The sequence below is a fragment of the Arthrobacter arabinosi genome, assembly GCF_054511115.1.
This window is the reverse complement of record NZ_JBTNDF010000014.1, coordinates 1-17,677: the sequence shown is the minus strand read 5'-3', so window position 1 is coordinate 17,677 and position 17,677 is coordinate 1. Positions and strand designations below refer to the sequence as shown.

The window sequence follows — 17,677 nt, the reverse complement described above, 5'->3', positions numbered from 1 at the left end:
AGGAGGCCCGCCCCGCACTGACCGCTTAACCCCGCGAGGGATCACGCAGCGCTACACCACTCCCAGGGGCTTGACCCCTGCGCTATGTTGGCGGAGACGGGCGTCTGAAGACCGTAGCCTTCTCCATCAATTCGCGCGACCACCTGGTTGAGGTGTTGACGCGAGGCGAACGTGTGGATGGCTCAAGTGTCTTTCCGGGCACCGATACCGCCAACAGTGACGTTTACATTGTTCCGCGTCACCGCACCGCTTTCGTCAACCCCTTCGGTGAGCGGGATTCGCTCGACGTGTTGTGTTCCTTTTACGACGAGGCCGGGAATCCGCTGTCCTACGCGCGCGAACAGGTTGTACGCCGCGCGGCCGAGGTGCTGACGCAGGAGACCGGCATGACGCTTGAAGCCTTCGGTGAGCTGGAGTACGACCTCGTCGACGAGCCCGAGCGGATCTACCCCGTCGAGGAGGAGCGCGGCTATCAGGAGTCAGGTCCATTCTCCAAAGGTGAGCGGGTTCGGGAGCAGGTGTTGGGTCACCTCTGCGCCATGGGGGTGCCGTTGAAGTACGCCCACGGCGAGGTCGGCAACATCCTCGAGGACGACCGGCAGTTGGTCCAGCACGAAATCGAACTCCAACCTGTGCCCTTGGAGCAGGCAGCCGACAACCTCGTCCTGGCGAAGTGGGTGGTGCGCGAGGTCGCCTACGCCCACGGTCTCGAGGCGACCTTCGCCCCACTGGTGAGCAATGAGGGCGCAGGAAACGGCCTGCACATCCACAGCCGGCTGGTGCGCGACGGCGACAGTACGATCGTCGGAGAGGAAGGAATCAGCGACACCGGACGTCGCCTGATCGCAGGCTACCTCTCGGCAGCCAGTGCGTTGACCGCGTTCGGCAACACGGTCCCCACTTCCTACTTGCGGTTCACTGGCGGGGATGAGTCACCCGAGGGTATCTGCTGGGGTATGAAGGACCGCACCGGTCTAGTCCGGGTTCCCCTGGCCTGGGGAGGGGACGTCCTGGCCGGCATGGTCGCTCACGCCAATCCTGGCAGCACCGAGCCCGTCCCCGAAACCCCCACTGATCCCCAGACCGTCGAGCTCCGACTTGGTGACGGCTCCGCCGACGTGCACCTGCTCCTGGCCGGCATGGCCGTCGCGGCAAAACGCGGCCTGAGTGATTCCCGGAGCTTGGAGCTGGCCGAGCGGCTCAGCACCGCCAACCATGACGACTTCGAGCAACTGCCCGCCTCGCGTGCGGAGTCAGCCAACGCCCTCGAGGCCGAGCGCGAGCTTTTCGAGGCCGACGGCGTCTTCCCCCGTGCACTCATCGATGCCTTGATCGTGGGCCTACGCGACACCGACGACGCCACGCTGGTAGGGGACCCTGCGCAAGACGAGGATGCTCGCGAAGAACTTATTCGCCGCCATTGGCATGTCGGCTGAACCTGCCTAGCTTTCGGATCAATGAAAAGTGCCAGGAAGGTGAGTGTTGAGCCTTGTTGGCAGGGCAGGGACGAGGGGTGGATTCGCGGGTCAGCCCATCGCGCTGCACTTCCCGGACCGCGACGGGCTCATCAGCGGGGACGCACTGGTCACCCTCGACCCCTATACGGGCAAGAAGGGCCCGCAAATCGTGGCGCGTGCCGCCACCGCGGACACCAGCACAGCCCTGGCATCGCTCGAGGCGCTGCGGGCAACGAACGCCGGCACAGTCCTACCCGGTCATGGCAAACCGTGGACCACCGGCATCCATGACGCCGTAGAGGCAGCCCAGGCAAGACGCAGTCACTAGACAGCGGTAGCAGCGTCGACCAGTGATGCACAGTGGCTACGCCAGCAGTACATGGCGCTGTTCTCCGAATCGGGTGTGTCCCGCCGTGGTCGGGTTCCTCCCTGAGTAGGAACCTAAGTACCGCCGGACCTGGGGGAAACCCGGAGCCCTTTAACACTTGATGGCGGAAGGGGTTGGGGATCGAGCGGTATGCGGGGAACGACCGAAGGGGTCAGACCCATAGGCCCGCTCAGGGGGAGAGGCGCAGGTCGGGTGTGACGGCGTGCAGGATGCGATGCAGGCTCATGGACACGGAGCTGGCCGCACCGAACGGGGTTTCACGGGAGGCTGTGTCATAGATTGTGGTTTCCAAAGCACGCAATGCTTGTTGAGCGGTTCTGAGGGTTTCGTCGTTGTTTTCCTCCACGGTCCATAGCTCCAGGACTTCCCCGACCGCGGTGATGGCTGCCCCATTGGCGCGCGGATCACCGGCGGCAGGGGGTTTTCGTCCGACGTTCCGTGCAGTGCGTCCTGCAGCATGTTCGTGATGTTCAGCGTATGGAAGGCTACGGTTTCCAGCACTCGGATGTGCTGATAGTCCTGGTCGACGTCCCTCGGGTGAAAGCGGCGGCGGACGTTTGCTTTACGGCTTTCCTCCGCGTACTGCACCGCGTTACGGGCGTTTCGCGCCGCCTGGGTGAGGTCTTCGCGTCGCTCAGCCCACCGTCGGTCATCGGCGTTCCAGTCCTCCTCGAGGGCCTCGCCCATGTCCTGCAGATGACGTGCAGCTGTCCGTCGTAACTGGCCGATCTGCCCAAGGGCGTCATTGAGGTGCAGGGGTGGAACGATGAACGCGCTGACGGCCATGCCCACACTGACCCCGATGAGTGTCTGCACGAAGTAGCCCAGCGAGTACCCCAGATCGTTGTTGCCAATGATCAGGACGAACAACCCGGCCGAAGCGATTCCCGACCCGCCGCCCGCGGTGCGTTTGAGCATCCCGGCCAGCAGCACCCCCATACCGACGACGAACCCCACCGTCCACAGATTCGGTTCACCGACCCAGAGCGCCAAAAACGCCAGGATGATACCGACGGTGAGTCCTACAACAGTCTGGAGGCCGCTTTTCACGGTCCCCGCGACCGTCGGGTACATGGCCAGCAGCGCACCCAACGGCGCGTAGTACGGGTACTGCGCTGGAGCGCCCGGCACAGCGAGTGCGATCGCCCACGCGATCGCCGCAGCGAGCCCCGCCTTTCCCGCCAGCAGAGCGGGTGAGGAAGAACCTACCCGTCGCAGGGTTCGCCCTATGCGCTGATACCACCGCCTGTCAGTGGTTCGCAGGGCGGAGGACTTCGATGCCCGCACCATGCCCGCAGTGTCCTCTCAGCGTTTGGTCGGACCCGTAGCCCCGGGCCAATGACCATGAAGTACTAACCGTACGAGGTTCCGGCCCGGAGGAGGGCCTCTGGGCGTCGGCGACGGCGGCGTCGATGATGGCGTCCGCCCCTGTCCCGAGGTTCGCATCCAGCAACGCCTGCACCGGGTCCTCCCGGTTGAGGTTGATGACGTCCACGTTCTGGTCCAGCGCCTGAACAAGCCGGGTCTCGACGCTATCGGTCACAGAGACACGGGATGCTTTGTGTCGAAACGCTGAGGTGACAGCGAGCTGCCCGACGACGCCCGCCCCATACACGCCCACGGTACCGCTGCGCTGGATGCCGACCAGTTCCACCCCGAACCATTTAGCCGCTAACGGAACACCCCGCGGGGTAGACTCAGCACGACGGGGCGTGCGGACGTCCATGCCCCCAGAAGGCCTGCCAATTCTCGTCCCGCGGCCCGCCGGTCGAAGAATCGGGGCCCACTCACACCCTGTCGGCGGCCCCCGGTGCAGCTTCCTGCCTGGAGCAGTGCGCGCAGCAGTAGATGCTGTGCCCGACTTCCACTCCATGTCCAAGGATCCGGCACCCGCAGTGAGCACACAGCGGGGCCAAAGCCTGGACCGCACACTCGAAACTGTCGAACGTTCCAGTCTCGGTGCCCTTGGTGATCGTGAACGTCTTGTCGTAGTCGTTCCCGCAGGTATCACAGGCAGCCATCAGGGCTTCCTTCCTTGATTGTTCTCCGCCTGCGCTGGGCAGCGCTTGGGGGCTGCTCCCGGTCCTTCGCCGGGAGCACAATTACTTGAACAAGTCGCTACAAGAGGTTGCTAGTAGGAGATGAATTGCACAAGTTCCCCGACTCGCTCGTCGGGGAAGTTCCGGGCGATATCGGCTTGGGTCAGGATGCCGACGAGGTCGTGTCCGTCGATGACGGGTAGCCTGCGCACCTGGTGTTCCTGCATGGTCATGATGGCCACATCGATCTCGTCATCGGCACCGATCGTCACTGGTTTGCCCTGCGCCAGGTCGCCGGCCGTCGCGGTTGTCGGGTCGCCGCCGTCGGCAATGCACCTGATGACGATGTCACGGTCGGTGATCATTCCTTTGAGCCGCTGGTCCTCCCCGCAGATGGGCAGCGATCCCACGTTCAGGTCCTTCATTTTCCGGGCCGCCTGCTCCAGGGTTTCCCGTTCACCGACGCATTCAACGCCACCGGTCATGATGTCTCGCGCTCGAACTGGCATCTCATCCTCCACAACATGTGTAGCTCTTGGACTACCTGACAGGTGTTGCCACCGGGCCCGCATCATGGCACTGTTCCTCCATGAATGTAAGCCTGCTGCCCATCATTCTCCTGACGAGTCCGAAAAGTAACCCCTGGTCCACCCTCAACGTCCAGCACTAGTTCTTAGAAGCGACGTACCCGCTCCGCATGTGAGAGCTGATGGCTTCTCTCTGCCGGTGCCGGTGCCGGTGCCGGTGGGGCAGCGGGATTACACGATCATCGTTGTGTCGGTGCTATAGGGGCACGAGGGCGGTGAACTCGGGGTGGTCGTCATTGGAATCGTTGTGGGTTCTGTTCGTTCAGGCCGGCGCAGCAATTGGTCGTCAGCGGCGACCGACGGCAAAGGCCTTGTGTCAACCGGGAGACCAGCGATGACCGCGGCCGGATCCACGAGACGGCGTTGAGTGAGAGCGACAACTCGTCGGTCGGAACTACGAGCTTGTTCAACACGATGACGGTTTATGCTGGACCCGCCCAGGGCTCCATGCCGGCGGGCCGCGACCGCGACGACATCGGCGGTGACCGTTCCAACGATGAGCGCTGTAATGATCCCTACAATAACGTCCTCGACCGGTGTCGACCGGTGTCGGCTGGTCGACACCCAGGGCGTCGGGCCAGGTTTCTGATCGAGAGCCTACCGCGCGCATCAGACCGGATCTGCGCGAAAGCTTCTACAGGGCGAGCCGACCCCGTGAGCGCAGATGAGCCGCATCAGTGCCGGCAGAGTGCCTGCTGGTCTTCACCGGCCGCCACTACGTGTCTTAGGACTGTAAGTGGAAGATCACCTGTCAGGTGAGGTTGGCGAGGAGTTCGGTGCAAGCCCGTTCGGCTTGTCGGCAGGCTTGAGCACAGATCCGGCAGTGATCATGGGAGTGTTTCTCGCATTCCTGGGCACAGAGCGCGCAGATAAGGCGGCATGTTTCCAGCAGTGCGCGTGTGTAGTGGGGGTCAACAGCGGTGCGTCGGATCAAGGTGTTCGCGGTCGTCGTGCACATGTCTGCGCAGTCCTGGTTCGTCCGAATACACCGCTTCAGTGGCTCGACGGCGTCCTCGGACAGGCAGGCATCGGCGCAGGCAGTGCAGGTCTGCGCACACTCCACAAGGGCTTTCACTGCGGCGAGCAAAGCAACCGAGTCCACACCGTCTGAAATCGAAGTGTTTTCCTGCTGGTGAAGGGGATGAGTGTTGAGCATCTGCTGCAAGCTCATGAGGTGCTCCCAACGTAGACGGTTTCCACATGTTTCGTGGCGTAGTCGAACTGGAAAATAACGTCCCCGTCGGCGAGTAAATCGAGTTCGATATCAGCGCCATGAGGGACACCGAACATGCCGTAGTTTTCCTCCCACGACCGGTTGATCGCAACCTTGTAGTGGTAGAGGGCTGCGGGCAGGTGCACGCGAAGCTTCCACAGCCGATCTGTTGGATCGAAGGTCATCTGAGCCTTGTCCAGATGTGGCGTCCAAGTCTCTGGAGGGTAAAGGAACGGCTCGAAGTCGCCCGCGATGGATACAGCGTCTGGCTGCTGTCCTGGTGGCGGGCCGGGATCAGTGACGGGTGAGCGAACAGTGTCACGATCATCATTATCATCATCACCATCGCTCTTGGACCGAGCATCAGGTTCGCTCCCTGATGTTCTGACGCCTTCGGTGTTCAAACGGGATCTCTCGGCAGGACTGTCAGGGCGGATGTGGTGGTGAGTGTCGGCTTCGTGAGCTGTGCGAGTGGAGGACGTTTTATCAGGGGCGACAGGCGGAGCCGAGGGTAGCGGGGTATTAGGAGGGACGGACTTCGCGCTGCTGATCGCATCTGAAAAGTCGGCAGTGGTGGGGAAGGCGACAAGGGCGCGTAACCCTTCATGTGTGATGATCCACCCGCGGCGGTGCTTGATGAGCCAGCCTGCTTTGACCAGATGTGTTGTGGCGGTGACAAGGTGTTTGTATCCGCGCGGCACTCCTCCGCTCAGCAGTTCATTTTCCCGCTCGTCGAGGGGCAGCTCCGTGATGACCATGGCCAGAAGTGTTGTCGGCGGCACGATTGTCTTCGACCATGCGTGCGCGGCCAGGAGCTCCAGCACAGCCCGCAACCGACGATGAACCCGGGCCTGTGAATTGTTCATCGCGTGCTACCTCCTTAGATCCAGTTCTCAAGTGGCTGAGGGAAAGCTACACGGAGAGCAATAGCCGTGCCAGCCTACTCTGCGGGGTACCGGAAGGTGCGCAGGGCGCGGGCGAGGTGAGCGGCATTGCGGGCGAGGCCGGCGTTGGTGGAGGCAACAGGGTCAGGGACCCGGTCGAGGTCTTTGAAGTCGGTGGTTTGCATGGCTTCGCCGACCCAGTAGGTGCCTCCCTGGGCGGGGAGGGTGAAGCCGACGTCATTGAGGCCCTGCATCATGTCGGCGATGGTCTTGTGCGCTCCGTCTTCGTTGCCGACGACGGCAACCGTAGCGACCTTCCCATACAAAATCGGTCGCCCCTGGTCATCGGTTTCGGATAGTTCCGCGTCAAGTCGCTCCATGACCTGCTGGGCGACGCTGCAGGGGTGGCCCAGCCAGATCGGGGTGGATAGGACAAGGATGTCCGCGGCCAGGATCTGCTCACGTATTTTAGGCCACTCGTCGCCGTCGCCCATGTCGGTCAGCACGCCGCGCTTCACGTCATAATCTACGATGCGCACGGAGGAAGTCTCCGCGCCCTGTCCTTTGAGTTCATCGAGGATGTGCTGGGCCATCAGTTCGCTACTGGACGGCTCGGGAGACGGGGTGAGGGTACAGACAAGGGCGAGGGCAGAAAGATCAGCCATGAGGTCCTTTCACATGGGTGTTTCAAGCGTGCAGAGAATGTACTAGGTGCCACCAAACGCTATCGATCATGATCAACTCGCACCGAGCGCTGTTGAGCGTTCGACCCAGGCCAAGTGGCAGATGGATACAGACTGCCCCACCGTACGAGGTGATAACGCAGCCGGTGGATTGTGTTTGTGATGGGCCCGCCTCCGTGAGGCGGTACCTAGGGCGCCTCCCTTTTTCTTCCTCAGCTGCCGCGCTGTGATAGCGCGGCAGCTGAGGAAGTGGGATGGGTTACGGGTGGAGGAGGACTTTCGTCCATCCGTCCTCGCGCTTGTCGAAGCTCGCGTATGCTTCCACGGCCTCGTCGAGGGACAACTCGTGAGAGACGATCCAGGACGGAGTCGAGCGGCCGCGGATAATCAGATCGCGTAGCTCCCGGTTGTACTTCTTCACCGGGCACTGCCCACCGGCAATGCTGATGCCCTTGGTGAAGGCCTGGCCGTAGTTGAAACCGATCCGACCCTGCTTTGCGTCGTCGTTGGATGCTTTGGGGTCTTCCGGCACGTAGACGCCGACGACGCCGATATGACCGGTCGCCCGGACCGCTTTCACCAGGTTGTCGAGCACCATTTCGGGGTGCTCTTGGCCGGTGTGGTCGTGTGCCTGGTAACCGACAGCTTCCACCCCGCAGTCAGCCCCGAACCCGTCGGTGCCTTCCATGATCGCCTCTGTCGGGTCGGTGTCGGCGAAGTTGATGGCGGTCGCCCCGATCTGTTCCGCCAGAGCCAAACGGTCGGGCTCTTTGTCGACGACGAAAACCTGAGCGGCACCGCGTAGGAACGCACTGTGGGCGGCCATCAAGCCGACGGGGCCGGCGCCGAAGACGGCGACGGACTTCCCGGGAGTGACCATGGCAAGTTCTGTTGCGTGGTAGCCGGTGGGGAAGATGTCCGACAGCATGGTGAAGTCGGCTTCGTGCTCGGTGCCTTCGGGGAGTTTGAGAAGGTTGAAGTCCGCCCAAGGGACACGCAGGAGTTCTGCCTGCCCGCCCCAGTAGGGGCCCATCATCGGGTATCCGTACCCGGCTCCGGGCTGACCGGAAGGATTCGCGCGCAGACAGGCTGAGGTGTATCCGTTGTTGCAGTTCCGGCAGGTACCGCAGGCAAGGTTGAAAGGGACCGACACCCGGTCCCCAACACTGATCCGCTCCACTCCGGCTCCGACCGCTTCGACGACGCCCATGTTCTCGTGGCCGAGCACCATGCCCGCGTCCAGGTCAGCTCGCCCCTCGTAGGGGTGCAAATCGGACCCACAGATATTGGCTGTCGTGATTCTGATGACCGCGTCCAACGGGCCCTCAATCTTGGGGTCGTCGACGGTTTCAATGGCAAGCTCGTACGGGGCTTTGAAAACTACGGCCTTCACTACATCTCCCTTACTCGTTGAGGTTCCAAGGAACTCACCGGACCGGACTGCGCATCACCGCCTGGCCATCTCCCCGGTGGTCCTAGCTCCCGGGCCGCGTGTTGACCCGAAAACTAGCACACTGAGTAGTCTGCAGGGTGCACGGTTTAGGGTCAATGCAGGATATGCCTGCCGTCCTTCCTTGACGGGAAGCAGTCGTCATCGGCGGTTAGATCCGGTCGAATCCACTCACCTGCGCATCGCACCCAATCCGTGACCCCAGATCCGGTGATACCCGATGCTTGGTACCCCATCACCTAGTGCCTGAGGAATGGCCGGGCCATCCAAACGGCAGTCGGCTGACGAATGGTTAGGGTGAGTCCAGCTGGGTGCAACCCAGCTACCGGGGGTTGATCCCACAACCGATAGTGGAGGCTGAAGCATGACCGAAATTACTGCACACCACGGACTGTTCAAGGACACCAATCTGCATGTGGATGACACCGGAGGCCCAGGCAGGCCCGTGGTCCTCATTCACGGGTGGCCGTTGTCCGGCGAGGCCTTCAAGGCCCAGATTCCTGCCCTGGAGGCGGCCGGTTACCGGGTCATCACGTATGACCGGCGCGGATTCGGGCGCAGCGACAAGCCGCTGACCGGCTACACGTACGACACGTTGACCGAGGACCTGCACGCCCTGCTCGAGCAACTCCAACTGACGGATGTCACCTTGGTTGGTTTTTCGATGGGTGGGGGAGAGGTGGCCCGGTACTTCAGCAAGTACGGTCCGGAACGACTGCGCAGCGTGGTGTTTGCCTCCGCTGTGCCGCCGTACATGATGCAATCCGACGACAACCCTGAGGGCCCGCTGACGAAGAAGGAAGCCGCGACGATGACGGCCGAGCTCACAAAGGATGAGGACGAGTTCTATGACGGGTTCACCCGCGAGTTCTTCTCCGTCAACGGAGAGCTGAAAGTTAGCGAACAGCAGCGCCAGGAGGCCCTGGCCCTGTGCAAGCAGGCCAACAAGAAGGCCGCTCTGGCATGCATGGCCGCCTTCGGGGAAACGGACTTCCGGGATGACCTGCTGAAGGTCACTGTTCCCGCACTCGTCCTGCATGGCGACGGTGACGCGACCGTTCCCTTCGAGGGATCCGGCCAGCGCACCCACGCAACCCTGCCCGGCAGCGACCTGCACGTCATCGCAGGGGCGCCGCACGGGTGCAACGTTAGCCACCCCGACGAGTGGAACGAAGCACTGATTCGGTTCTTGGCAAAGTAACTCTCCGCATCAGCGCAGTCCCCGCTTCGCCTTCATGGCCAGTAGTGTCCCGCACAGTCAGTGCTGGACACTGCCGATCGTGAGCGTTGCACCTCAGAACGTGAGCGCTTCACTTGCGGCGTGAGCCGGGTCAAGTCCCTGGATTGCTGCTGACAGAATGTGCTCCATCTTGGAACGAAGGAAAAATGGCTTTCATCGTCAGTCGTCCGGGCGATTGGGACCCAGTGCTGTTCTGGCGTGCGGGGGCAGTCCATGAAGGTGGGTGGTCAGGGCAAGCATCTCGGTTCGCCCAGGACGGTCAACACGGTCGATTCTTGGAATCTCCCCTTGTAACGCGGCGGGCAACGGCTGTGGACTTAAGAGGCATGTCAGGTTCTGCCCGAAACCTGTTCCTTCGCTGTACTAACCGGGAGATTGTCGATGCCACTGTCGAAAGATGAACACCGCGCGTGGAACGAACTGGAGCGAGCTCTCGCAGATGATTTTCCCAGCGCCCCTGCCAGGGACGAAGAGGACGAGGCGTGGATCATGACCCTCCCTCCTGCTTCGCTACGCATCCTGCTGCCTGATCTGACAGTTGTCGTGGGCGTCATTGTCCTCATCATGGCGTGCGTGGTGCAGGTGCTGCCGCTGGGGCTCGCCGGTCTCGTGCTTACCTGCATCGGTGCCGACTACATCAGACAACGGTCATCCCGCGTACAAGACATGTAAGCCAGCCGACCACCAGGAATCTGAGCATGGTTCCACCGCGCGCAGGGCTGAGTTTTCGGTCAGGTAGTGGTGCGGGTTGTCCTACCGTGGCGGGTCGGCATCATTCTGGTACCCGGTGCGATCGGGATGTTCCGATGCTCGTGCTGCCTCCGGCTGGGAGGGGTAGTCATCGCTGTTCACCGGGTGATCCGCATCTGGTGTCACAGTCTGATCCCGCGACTCGGCGTCCTCACTACTGCCATGATCGGGCTTCTCTGAGCCGTTGAACGCGTCCGCATCAACTGTGTCCGTTATCGCGGCGACGAACTCTTCCGGTGGTTCTGCGCCCAGATCACCAGGGGTGGAGGGATCAGGCGGGATGATTCCTGCGTCGCGGGCTGCTGCCTCATCCGAAAACGGCCAACCCTGGGAGTCATCTTGGTTTGACATGTCGTTGCTGCCTTTCGACGTCAGTACTGTGTGGGACACATGGGTGCTAAGGCTAGCAATGGTCGGGACCTCCTAAGCTGCGAAGCGGCGACGGCGGGTATGCCTGTTCCTGGAATGTTGCATCGGGTGTCATTTACCTTCGACACCGCGAGTGAAGCACGTGACTGTTACGCGCATCTGGAGGATGCCCTGCCGGACCTGGTCGTGGAGCGCCGGGTTGGGCAAAAAAGTGCTGGAAACGTGGACGGTGAGTTCCGGGGCGAAACGGGAGTCAACCGGCCCGCAGATACAGAGCCTTGCTGACGCAGCGATCCTTCTCGGGCCCGGCGAGGTGGAGGCACGTAAAGCCCTCGAAGACAATTACCGTGACGCCGACCACCTTGTGATCATGTAGGACATAACCCGCTGAGCTTATACAGGCAGGCGGTGCCGTATATAAAGACAGTCAATGCGCATGAAATGAGTCCTTGCACCGAGGTCGGACTGTCTGTCTCACCGGTTCTGCCGGTAGCGGGGCTTAGTCGATGAAGTGGGTCGACGCCGGGGCACTGGCGAGGGAAGCGACGAGTCGTTCGGCCAGGGCGCGGAGTTTGACGTTCTGGGCGTTGGAGGCGCGTTGCAGGATGTGGATGGCTTCAGCGGGTGTGCACCTGTTCTGCGCGATGATGATCCCGATCGCGATGTCGATGTTGGTCCGTGATTCCATCGCGGCTTTCAAAGGCGCGGCTGTCCTTTCATGGGCAGCGAGCCGAAGGGCCAGTTGGAGAGTCAGCGTAGCTTCGGCCGCGTAGGCTTCGACCCGTTCAACGATCTCCGGGGTGAACACGTGGGGAGCGCGTGCATAAAGGTTCACTGCGGCCCCTCCGTCGTCGCCGGTGAGCAGGGGAACCCCGAGCACTGACTGGAACCCCAAAGACGCGACCGCGTCGAAATACTCGGGCCACCGCCTGTCGGTGCGGGTGTCCTGAACAATCGTGGTGGTACCGGTCCGGTCAAGCCCCTGGAAGTGGTGTAGCGCTGCGTGACCCCTGAGGGGTTAGGCGGTGAGTGCGGAGTGGGTCTCCTTATCGGTTGTCGTCTCGTCGGTGTTGCAGGTGTCGGTGATGAGGGTGAGGCGGCTCTTGGCGAGGATGTCGAGGCCGAGGTAGCGGCGTCCTTCAGCCCATTCATCGGTCTGCTCGGCTAACACGGCGCCGACGAGGCGGATGATCGCGTCCCTGTTGGGGAAGATCCCGACCGAATCAGTACGGCGGCGGATCTCTCGGTTCAACCGCTCGTTCGGGTTGTTCGACCAGACCTGCTGCCAGAGCCCTTCAGGGGAACTGGTGAACGCGAGGATGTCCGCCCGGGCTGCGTCGAGGTGCTCATGGGCGTTGGGGAGTGTGTCCTGGACGTAGTCCAGCAGCCGGTCGAACTGGGCGTGCACGGCACCGGCGTCGGGTTGGTCATAGACCGAGTGGAGCATCGCCTTCACGGCCGGCCACATGCTCTTCGGTGTCACGGACATCAGATTCGCCGCGTAGTGGGTGCGACACCTCTGCCAGACGGCTCCGGGCAGATTCGCGCCGATCGCTTCCACCAGGCCTCGGTGGGCGTCAGAGGTGACGAGCCGGACGCCGGTCAGGCCGCGGGCGACGAGGTCGGCGAAGAAACTGTTTCACGCCGCCCCGGTCTCGCTGGTGGCCACGCGCAGGCCGAGGACTTCGCGGCGCCCGTCAGCGTTGACGCCGGTCGCGACGAGGACGACTGCGTTGATGACCCGGCCGCCTTCGCGGACCTTCATCGTCAAAGCGTCGGCGGCGAGGAACGTGAACGGGCCTGCCTCACCGAGGGGGCGGTGGCGGAACTCGTTCACGTGCTCATCCAACTCGGCTGCCATGCGGGAGACTTGCGACCTCGACAGGGAATTGATCCCCAGGGTCTTCACGAGCTTGTCCATCCGCCGGGTACTGACCCCGGCGAGGTAGCAGTCCGCGACCACCGTGATCAACGCGGACTCGGCCCGTTTCCTACGCTCGAGCAACCAGTCAGGGAAGTAGGTGCCGGTCCGCAGCTTCGGGACAGCGACGTCGACGGTCCCGACCCGGGTATCCAGGTCGCGGTGCCGGTAGCCCGTTGCGCTGGGTGAGCCGTTCAGGGCTGGGCTTACCCCACTTGGCTCCCGCGACGGCGTCGGCATCAGCTGAGAGCAGGGCGTTGATCATGCTCTGCAGTAGCGAACGCATCAGATCCGGGGAGGCCTCGGCGAGGGCTTCAGTCAGGAGGCGGGCAGGGTCGAGAATGTGGGGAGCGGTCATCGTGTGTCCTTCTTCGAGTCTGGTTGTGAGAGATCACTCGAAGGATCACGCGGTGGCCGCGTCCATGTCCATCACCATGACGACCCGGGCAACCGCGCTACACCACTATGCGGGGCACAACTACAACGATCCGGTGAACCCACATACTGGTAGGACGTTCATGTTCCTGGGTGTTAGGAGTGGTTATGTCTATCGGTGATGACTTCTGGGAAATGCCAGGGGTGGGGCGTGCTCATCAGTCCCTCGAGCCTGAGGAGTGCTGGGCTTTGCTGAGTACCGGGCAGACCGGTCGAGTCGGTTTCGTCAGGGACGGACGCGTGTTCATTTTTCCGGTGAATTATCTGGTCCATGACCAGGCGATTTTCTTCCGCACCTCAGCATCCGGTGATCTGGGCCGCTCTCCGTTGGACCGGGTGGCGTTCCAGGTCGACCACGTCATTCCCGAGCAGATGTCGGGGTGGTCCGTCCTCGTCCAGGGATCCACGGCCGCCGTGCAGGACGAGGCCTTGTCGGCTTCAGTGTGGGGGCGGATGACTAACGAACCATGGGCAGACGGGAACCGCCGTCATCTCGTGCAGGTAGCACCTGCCTCCATTTCCGGCCGCCGCGTCGGCACCAGCTAACACGACCGACGACGACACACGGCGAGAACGAGGGCGACGACGCTGTGCTGCACGCCCGGAACCGCAGCCACATGTCGGATCCAGTCCTCTTGACAAACGAGAAGCTCAGCCGCTGAGGCGATGGGGGTCCTGACACGCAACCAGTTTTCTACACGCTGTAGAAAAAGGTCTATGCTGGTCGTATTGAACCGTTGCGTGTGAAGGGGTTGGCTGATGCTTTCTGATACGTCCCGTCCTGTGGTTGAAGCGACTCTGCCGGTGGTGGGTGAACATATTGGTGTCATCGCGGAGCGCTTCTACGCACATATGTTCCGGGACAGGCCGGAGCTGCTGGACGGGTTGTTCAATCGGGGGAATCAGGCCGATGGCAGGCAGCAGCAGGCTTTGGCGGGTTCGGTTGCGGCGTTTGCCGGTTTTTTGGTGAACAGGCCGGATGAGCTGCCTGATCATCTGCTGTCCCGGATCTCCCATAAGCATGTGTCGCTGGGGTTGCGCCCGGATCAGTACGAGATTGTCCATGAGCATCTGATGTGGGCGATCGTTGACGTGCTGGGGGACGCGGTCACACCGGAGGTCGCTGCGGCGTGGGATGAGGTGTACTGGCTGATGGCCAACGTCCTGATCAATCAGGAGCGGGTGATGTACGCGGCCGTGGGCCTTGCCTCGGAGACGATCTGGCGTTCCTGGCGGGTCGTCGAGAAGATCCGGGAGACCGAGGACGTGGTGACGTTCGTGGTGGAGCGCATCGATGAGCGTGAGGTGAAGCCGTCCCTACCTGGTCAGTACGTGACGCTGAAGGCGTTGATGCCTGATGGTGTGCACCAGCCGCGGCAGTACAGTCTTACCCGGGCCGATGATGGCCAGCATCGCCAGTTCTCCGTCAAACGTATCCATGGCCTGACGACACCCGATGGTGAAGTGTCGAACCTCTTGCACTCGAGCGTGAATGTGGGCGACGAGGTGGTGTTGTCAGTGCCGTTCGGGGACGTTGTACTCACGCCCGGGGACCGGCCGATTGTTTTCGCCAGCGCCGGTATCGGCATCACCCCCATGGCAGGGATGATCTCTCATCTCGTACAGTCCACATCCCCACGCCAGGTGCTGCTGCTGCATGCCGATGATTCCGCAGGCTCTTTCGCCCTGCAGGATCAGGTCCGCGCAGATCTGGCACAACTCTCCAATGCGTCCCTTGTCACCTGGTTCCTGGAGCCCCCTACTAGCCAACAGCAGGCAGACAACGTGTTCACGGGTTTCATGGATCTTGACGGCGTCGAGCTCCCTGCCGATGCACAGTACTACCTGTGCGGGCCGCTGGCGTTCATGCAAGCGGTCCGCAGTTCCCTCATCGCGCGAGGAGTCCCCGCACAGGACATCCAGTACGAGGTCTTCGGCCCCGACCTCTGGCTCGCCGACTTCCAATAACAACCATGGGTAAACCACTGTTCTAAACAGCTGCCATTAACCCTCGGGCCTGGCCGGCCACGCTCCAGGCTTTTTTCATGGCCCCTATTGCGTCTTGGTCTGGCCGTTCAGGAGCTGATGCCTGTTGGTCACTCGGTCATTCCCAGACGTTTCTCTCCCGTAGCACGTACTCGTGGAGCGTTGTCGGGGCCCGGCCGGTCACGGTGCGGACGTCGTCGGTAAGGTGCCCTGCCATACCCAGGCGGGCGGTGGCATGGATAAGGGTCGTCATCATCGCCATCGGTGGCGTGAATTCCAGAACGTTCCGGGCGTGCCGGAAGTAACGGGAAATGCTCGGGCGCCGATATTCAATGGGTCTGCCGAGGACATCGGTCATGATGCCGGCTACTTCCGTATACGTCAGGGCTTCATCGCTGGTGGGCGTCCATACCCGTCCATAGTGGTGTTCTGGTTCCAGAAGGGCGCACGCGGTTACCGCTGCGACATCGACCGCATCAACGAAAGCCGTGCGGCCGTTTTCTGCCGGCACCATGATCTGGTCGCGGTCACGGATGTCCGCGGCGAACACCTCTGCGAGGTTCTGGTCGAAGTAGGACGGCCGCACGAAAGTCCACTTCATCCCTGATCGGCGCAACCACCGCTCAATCGCTGCATGCGGCAGGACAGGTATGCGTCCTGCGCCCTGAACGGAGAGCAGCACTACGTGACGCACCCCACAGGAACGGGCCCACTCGAGTGCCGGTACCAGGTCAGCGTCGATCTTGGTGACTTGTGGCGGGCGGACCAGGTACATCGAGAGCACACCCTCGAAGGCCGCCTGCCACGTCGACGGATCCACGAAATCGAAGGACACCCCTTCAGGGTCACGATTTCGGCGCGAGGCGGGACGGACTCGTGCACCCTGCGCACGAAGAGCCGCAACGAGCGGCCGGCCAACATTACCGGTGGCACCTGTGACGAGAATCGGCGAATCCATGTATGGACGATACACACGCCACCGTCGCGTTGTCCGTTCCAAGTAGCGCTCTCCATCACACACTTGCTGGCCCGCTGAGCCTGCTCACTTTGCTGATTTCAAGCGATGTCGCTTGGCTGTTACTGGTCCTGTCTGAATCGTTGTCCTGGGACTGTTGTCTTGCGACTGTTCTTCTAGGACACCAGGGTGAGTAGGTGGCGTTCGGCCGGCTTTCTTGGCCCCTGCCCATCATTAGGTGCAGCGAGGAAGGCGCTGAGGGATGAAAGGTACTCCGTTCGTCTCTTCGACGAAATCCGTGAGACCGGAGCAGTCACGGTAGTACTGTCACCTGACTGGTCAGCCGAGGTATCGCTATAGTGTGTGGTCAGGCCGTCCTGCAGCAACCGGAGCGCCTCGGACTTTTGCTGCGACACCGCCGAGTGGGTGATGCCGAGCCCGGTCGCGACATCGGTGATGGACCGGCCCTCGAAGAAGACTTGCTCGATGATGTGGCGCATGCGTTCAGGTAAGTGGGTCACGGCAGCGCGAAGGTAGCGGACCTGTTCGTCCACGAGTAGGCGAGTTTCCGGAAGTTGCTCTGCCGCAGATCGCCTGTCGGTGAAGAGTTCCAGCACAGTGTCCTCAAGGGTGTGGACTGAGCGGCTGGCATCATCGAGCGCTCCCTGCACCTCCTGACGGCTGATGCCGAGGGTCGCCGCAAGTTCATCGACAGTGGGAGTGCGGCCGAGGGACGCTGCGAGGGTGTCCTGCGCGGCCAGGGTGTCGCCAATACGACGGCGCACCGACCGGGGCGCCCAATCGCTGGAGCGCATCTCATCGGCGAAGGCACCAGTGATACGACGCCGGGCGTAAGCGCCGAACGGGACGCCGCGTGAGGGGTCGAATGAATCAACCGCGGTGATAAGCGCAATGGCCCCCACCGACGCGAGATCATCGCGTGAGAGGTGCGTGGCGCGCGCGCAGAGGGCGGACACGAGGTATCCGACCAGAGGCAGGTTCTGGACGATGAGCCTTTCACGGGCACGAGACGACACCACAGAATCAGACATGAGCGAGCTCCCCAGCTAGCTAGAAGGACGTGCTCCCCGGCACAACAGATCAACCGTTCCGGTCTCCAACGGGGAGCACATTGCCGCCGACGCTACATCAGACGCTGAAAGCCAGTTAGCGAACTGGGCAGAACCTGCCCTAAAGCTGAGCAACAGCCACTGACATCCGTTTGCTGCGCGAATATGCGCTCGGGACTGCCCCGGCTTTGCTTGACTCCTGACTTGTGAGGATTTAGTCCTCGCAGCAAGGATGTTCACATGCCTAAGC

The 17,677-nt window shown here is 62.2% G+C and carries 18 protein-coding genes and 2 pseudogenes; 6 read left to right on the top strand and 14 right to left on the bottom strand.

Features of this window, described 5'->3' with window-relative positions; translation table 11 throughout:
- Positions 1–77 precede the first annotated feature (77 nt).
- Positions 78–1,436, top strand: a complete 1,359-nt coding sequence (locus tag ACX80P_RS16480) for a glutamine synthetase beta-grasp domain-containing protein (RefSeq protein WP_459279190.1) — start codon at positions 78–80, stop codon at positions 1,434–1,436.
- Between the two features lie 43 nt (positions 1,437–1,479).
- Complete coding sequence (locus tag ACX80P_RS16475; protein ID WP_459279188.1) at positions 1,480–1,785, top strand: MBL fold metallo-hydrolase; 306 nt, start codon at positions 1,480–1,482, stop codon at positions 1,783–1,785.
- A gap of 282 nt (positions 1,786–2,067) precedes the next feature.
- Here ACX80P_RS16475 and ACX80P_RS16470 read toward each other — a convergent pair whose 3' ends face one another.
- The 9 genes and pseudogenes from ACX80P_RS16470 to ACX80P_RS16435 all read right to left on the bottom strand — a co-directional run bounded on the left by ACX80P_RS16470 (position 2,068) and on the right by ACX80P_RS16435 (position 8,644).
- Positions 2,068–3,135, bottom strand: coding sequence for an FUSC family protein (locus ACX80P_RS16470; RefSeq protein WP_459279187.1), 1,068 nt, complete (start codon positions 3,133–3,135; stop codon positions 2,068–2,070).
- Positions 3,095–3,388 (bottom strand): hypothetical protein, encoded by a 294-nt coding sequence (locus ACX80P_RS16465; RefSeq protein WP_459279186.1) that lies wholly within the window; start codon positions 3,386–3,388, stop codon positions 3,095–3,097. The genes ACX80P_RS16470 and ACX80P_RS16465 overlap by 41 nt, the downstream gene beginning before the upstream one ends.
- A gap of 244 nt (positions 3,389–3,632) precedes the next feature.
- Positions 3,633–3,866 (bottom strand): metallothionein, encoded by a 234-nt coding sequence (locus ACX80P_RS16995; RefSeq protein WP_525929887.1) that lies wholly within the window; start codon positions 3,864–3,866, stop codon positions 3,633–3,635.
- A 110-nt stretch (positions 3,867–3,976) separates the two neighbouring features.
- Positions 3,977–4,393 (bottom strand): CBS domain-containing protein, encoded by a 417-nt coding sequence (locus tag ACX80P_RS16460; protein ID WP_459279189.1) that lies wholly within the window; start codon positions 4,391–4,393, stop codon positions 3,977–3,979.
- 249 nt (positions 4,394–4,642) lie between these two features.
- Positions 4,643–5,020 (bottom strand): annotated as a pseudogene (locus tag ACX80P_RS16455) (hypothetical protein); the annotation flags it as partial.
- A gap of 202 nt (positions 5,021–5,222) precedes the next feature.
- Positions 5,223–5,642, bottom strand: a complete 420-nt coding sequence (locus ACX80P_RS16450) for a four-helix bundle copper-binding protein (protein ID WP_459279185.1) — start codon at positions 5,640–5,642, stop codon at positions 5,223–5,225.
- Positions 5,639–6,550, bottom strand: a complete 912-nt coding sequence (locus tag ACX80P_RS16445; protein ID WP_459279184.1) for a pullulanase X25 domain-containing protein — start codon at positions 6,548–6,550, stop codon at positions 5,639–5,641. The genes ACX80P_RS16450 and ACX80P_RS16445 overlap by 4 nt, the downstream gene beginning before the upstream one ends.
- 74 nt (positions 6,551–6,624) lie before the next feature.
- Positions 6,625–7,233, bottom strand: a complete 609-nt coding sequence (locus tag ACX80P_RS16440) for a flavodoxin family protein (RefSeq protein ID WP_459279183.1) — start codon at positions 7,231–7,233, stop codon at positions 6,625–6,627.
- Positions 7,234–7,510: 277 nt separating this feature from the next.
- Positions 7,511–8,644, bottom strand: coding sequence for a glutathione-independent formaldehyde dehydrogenase (locus tag ACX80P_RS16435; protein ID WP_459279182.1), 1,134 nt, complete (start codon positions 8,642–8,644; stop codon positions 7,511–7,513).
- Positions 8,645–9,065: 421 nt separating this feature from the next.
- Here ACX80P_RS16435 and ACX80P_RS16430 point away from each other — a divergent pair, with 421 nt between their 5' ends.
- Both ACX80P_RS16430 and ACX80P_RS16425 read left to right on the top strand, forming a co-directional pair.
- On the top strand, positions 9,066–9,902 hold the full coding sequence (locus tag ACX80P_RS16430) for an alpha/beta fold hydrolase (protein WP_459279181.1): 837 nt from the start codon (positions 9,066–9,068) through the stop codon (positions 9,900–9,902).
- A 420-nt stretch (positions 9,903–10,322) separates the two neighbouring features.
- On the top strand, positions 10,323–10,613 hold the full coding sequence (locus ACX80P_RS16425) for a DUF3040 domain-containing protein (RefSeq protein WP_459279180.1): 291 nt from the start codon (positions 10,323–10,325) through the stop codon (positions 10,611–10,613).
- Between the two features lie 81 nt (positions 10,614–10,694).
- Here ACX80P_RS16425 and ACX80P_RS16420 read toward each other — a convergent pair whose 3' ends face one another.
- The 3 genes and pseudogenes from ACX80P_RS16420 to ACX80P_RS16410 all read right to left on the bottom strand — a co-directional run bounded on the left by ACX80P_RS16420 (position 10,695) and on the right by ACX80P_RS16410 (position 13,339).
- Positions 10,695–11,042: a hypothetical protein gene (locus ACX80P_RS16420; protein WP_459279179.1), complete on the bottom strand. Its 348-nt coding sequence runs from the start codon at positions 11,040–11,042 to the stop codon at positions 10,695–10,697.
- Positions 11,043–11,559: 517 nt separating this feature from the next.
- A complete protein-coding gene (locus ACX80P_RS16415) occupies positions 11,560–11,748 on the bottom strand; it encodes an ANTAR domain-containing protein (protein WP_459279178.1) in 189 nt (62 codons plus the stop codon).
- A 330-nt stretch (positions 11,749–12,078) separates the two neighbouring features.
- Positions 12,079–13,339 (bottom strand): annotated as a pseudogene (locus ACX80P_RS16410) (IS256 family transposase).
- Positions 13,340–13,524: 185 nt separating this feature from the next.
- Here ACX80P_RS16410 and ACX80P_RS16405 point away from each other — a divergent pair.
- Together ACX80P_RS16405 and ACX80P_RS16400 are read left to right on the top strand one after the other, a co-directional pair.
- The gene (locus tag ACX80P_RS16405; RefSeq protein WP_459279177.1) at positions 13,525–13,962 is read left to right on the top strand and encodes a pyridoxamine 5'-phosphate oxidase family protein; all 438 of its coding nucleotides are present in this window, start codon (positions 13,525–13,527) and stop codon (positions 13,960–13,962) included.
- A 213-nt stretch (positions 13,963–14,175) separates the two neighbouring features.
- Positions 14,176–15,384 carry a globin domain-containing protein gene (locus ACX80P_RS16400; RefSeq protein ID WP_459279176.1) on the top strand — a complete coding sequence of 403 codons (1,209 nt, stop codon included), beginning with the start codon at positions 14,176–14,178 and terminating at the stop codon, positions 15,382–15,384.
- Between the two features lie 136 nt (positions 15,385–15,520).
- Here ACX80P_RS16400 and ACX80P_RS16395 read toward each other — a convergent pair whose 3' ends face one another.
- Both ACX80P_RS16395 and ACX80P_RS16390 read right to left on the bottom strand, forming a co-directional pair.
- The gene (locus ACX80P_RS16395) at positions 15,521–16,360 is read right to left on the bottom strand and encodes an NmrA family NAD(P)-binding protein (protein WP_459279175.1); all 840 of its coding nucleotides are present in this window, start codon (positions 16,358–16,360) and stop codon (positions 15,521–15,523) included.
- Positions 16,361–16,533: 173 nt separating this feature from the next.
- Positions 16,534–17,409 carry a sigma-70 family RNA polymerase sigma factor gene (locus ACX80P_RS16390; protein WP_459279174.1) on the bottom strand — a complete coding sequence of 292 codons (876 nt, stop codon included), beginning with the start codon at positions 17,407–17,409 and terminating at the stop codon, positions 16,534–16,536.
- Positions 17,410–17,677 lie beyond the last annotated feature (268 nt).

Excerpts from the sequence above, each read along its gene's own strand:
- ACX80P_RS16460 (WP_459279189.1), bottom strand. The coding sequence starts at position 4,393 with ATGCCAGTTCGAGCGCGAGACATCATGACCGGTGGCGTTGAATGCGTC.
- ACX80P_RS16430 (WP_459279181.1), top strand. The coding sequence starts at position 9,066 with ATGACCGAAATTACTGCACACCACGGACTGTTCAAGGACACCAATCTG.
- ACX80P_RS16415 (WP_459279178.1), bottom strand. The coding sequence starts at position 11,748 with ATGGAATCACGGACCAACATCGACATCGCGATCGGGATCATCATCGCG.
- ACX80P_RS16405 (WP_459279177.1), top strand. The coding sequence starts at position 13,525 with ATGTCTATCGGTGATGACTTCTGGGAAATGCCAGGGGTGGGGCGTGCT.
- ACX80P_RS16470 (WP_459279187.1), bottom strand. The coding sequence starts at position 3,135 with ATGGTGCGGGCATCGAAGTCCTCCGCCCTGCGAACCACTGACAGGCGG.
- ACX80P_RS16440 (WP_459279183.1), bottom strand. The coding sequence starts at position 7,233 with ATGGCTGATCTTTCTGCCCTCGCCCTTGTCTGTACCCTCACCCCGTCT.
- ACX80P_RS16450 (WP_459279185.1), bottom strand. The coding sequence starts at position 5,642 with ATGAGCTTGCAGCAGATGCTCAACACTCATCCCCTTCACCAGCAGGAA.
- ACX80P_RS16445 (WP_459279184.1), bottom strand. The coding sequence starts at position 6,550 with ATGAACAATTCACAGGCCCGGGTTCATCGTCGGTTGCGGGCTGTGCTG.
- ACX80P_RS16425 (WP_459279180.1), top strand. The coding sequence starts at position 10,323 with ATGCCACTGTCGAAAGATGAACACCGCGCGTGGAACGAACTGGAGCGA.
- ACX80P_RS16420 (WP_459279179.1), bottom strand. The coding sequence starts at position 11,042 with ATGTCAAACCAAGATGACTCCCAGGGTTGGCCGTTTTCGGATGAGGCA.
- ACX80P_RS16400 (WP_459279176.1), top strand. The coding sequence starts at position 14,176 with ATGCTTTCTGATACGTCCCGTCCTGTGGTTGAAGCGACTCTGCCGGTG.
- ACX80P_RS16995 (WP_525929887.1), bottom strand. The coding sequence starts at position 3,866 with ATGGCTGCCTGTGATACCTGCGGGAACGACTACGACAAGACGTTCACG.
- ACX80P_RS16395 (WP_459279175.1), bottom strand. The coding sequence starts at position 16,360 with ATGGATTCGCCGATTCTCGTCACAGGTGCCACCGGTAATGTTGGCCGG.
- ACX80P_RS16390 (WP_459279174.1), bottom strand. The coding sequence starts at position 17,409 with ATGTCTGATTCTGTGGTGTCGTCTCGTGCCCGTGAAAGGCTCATCGTC.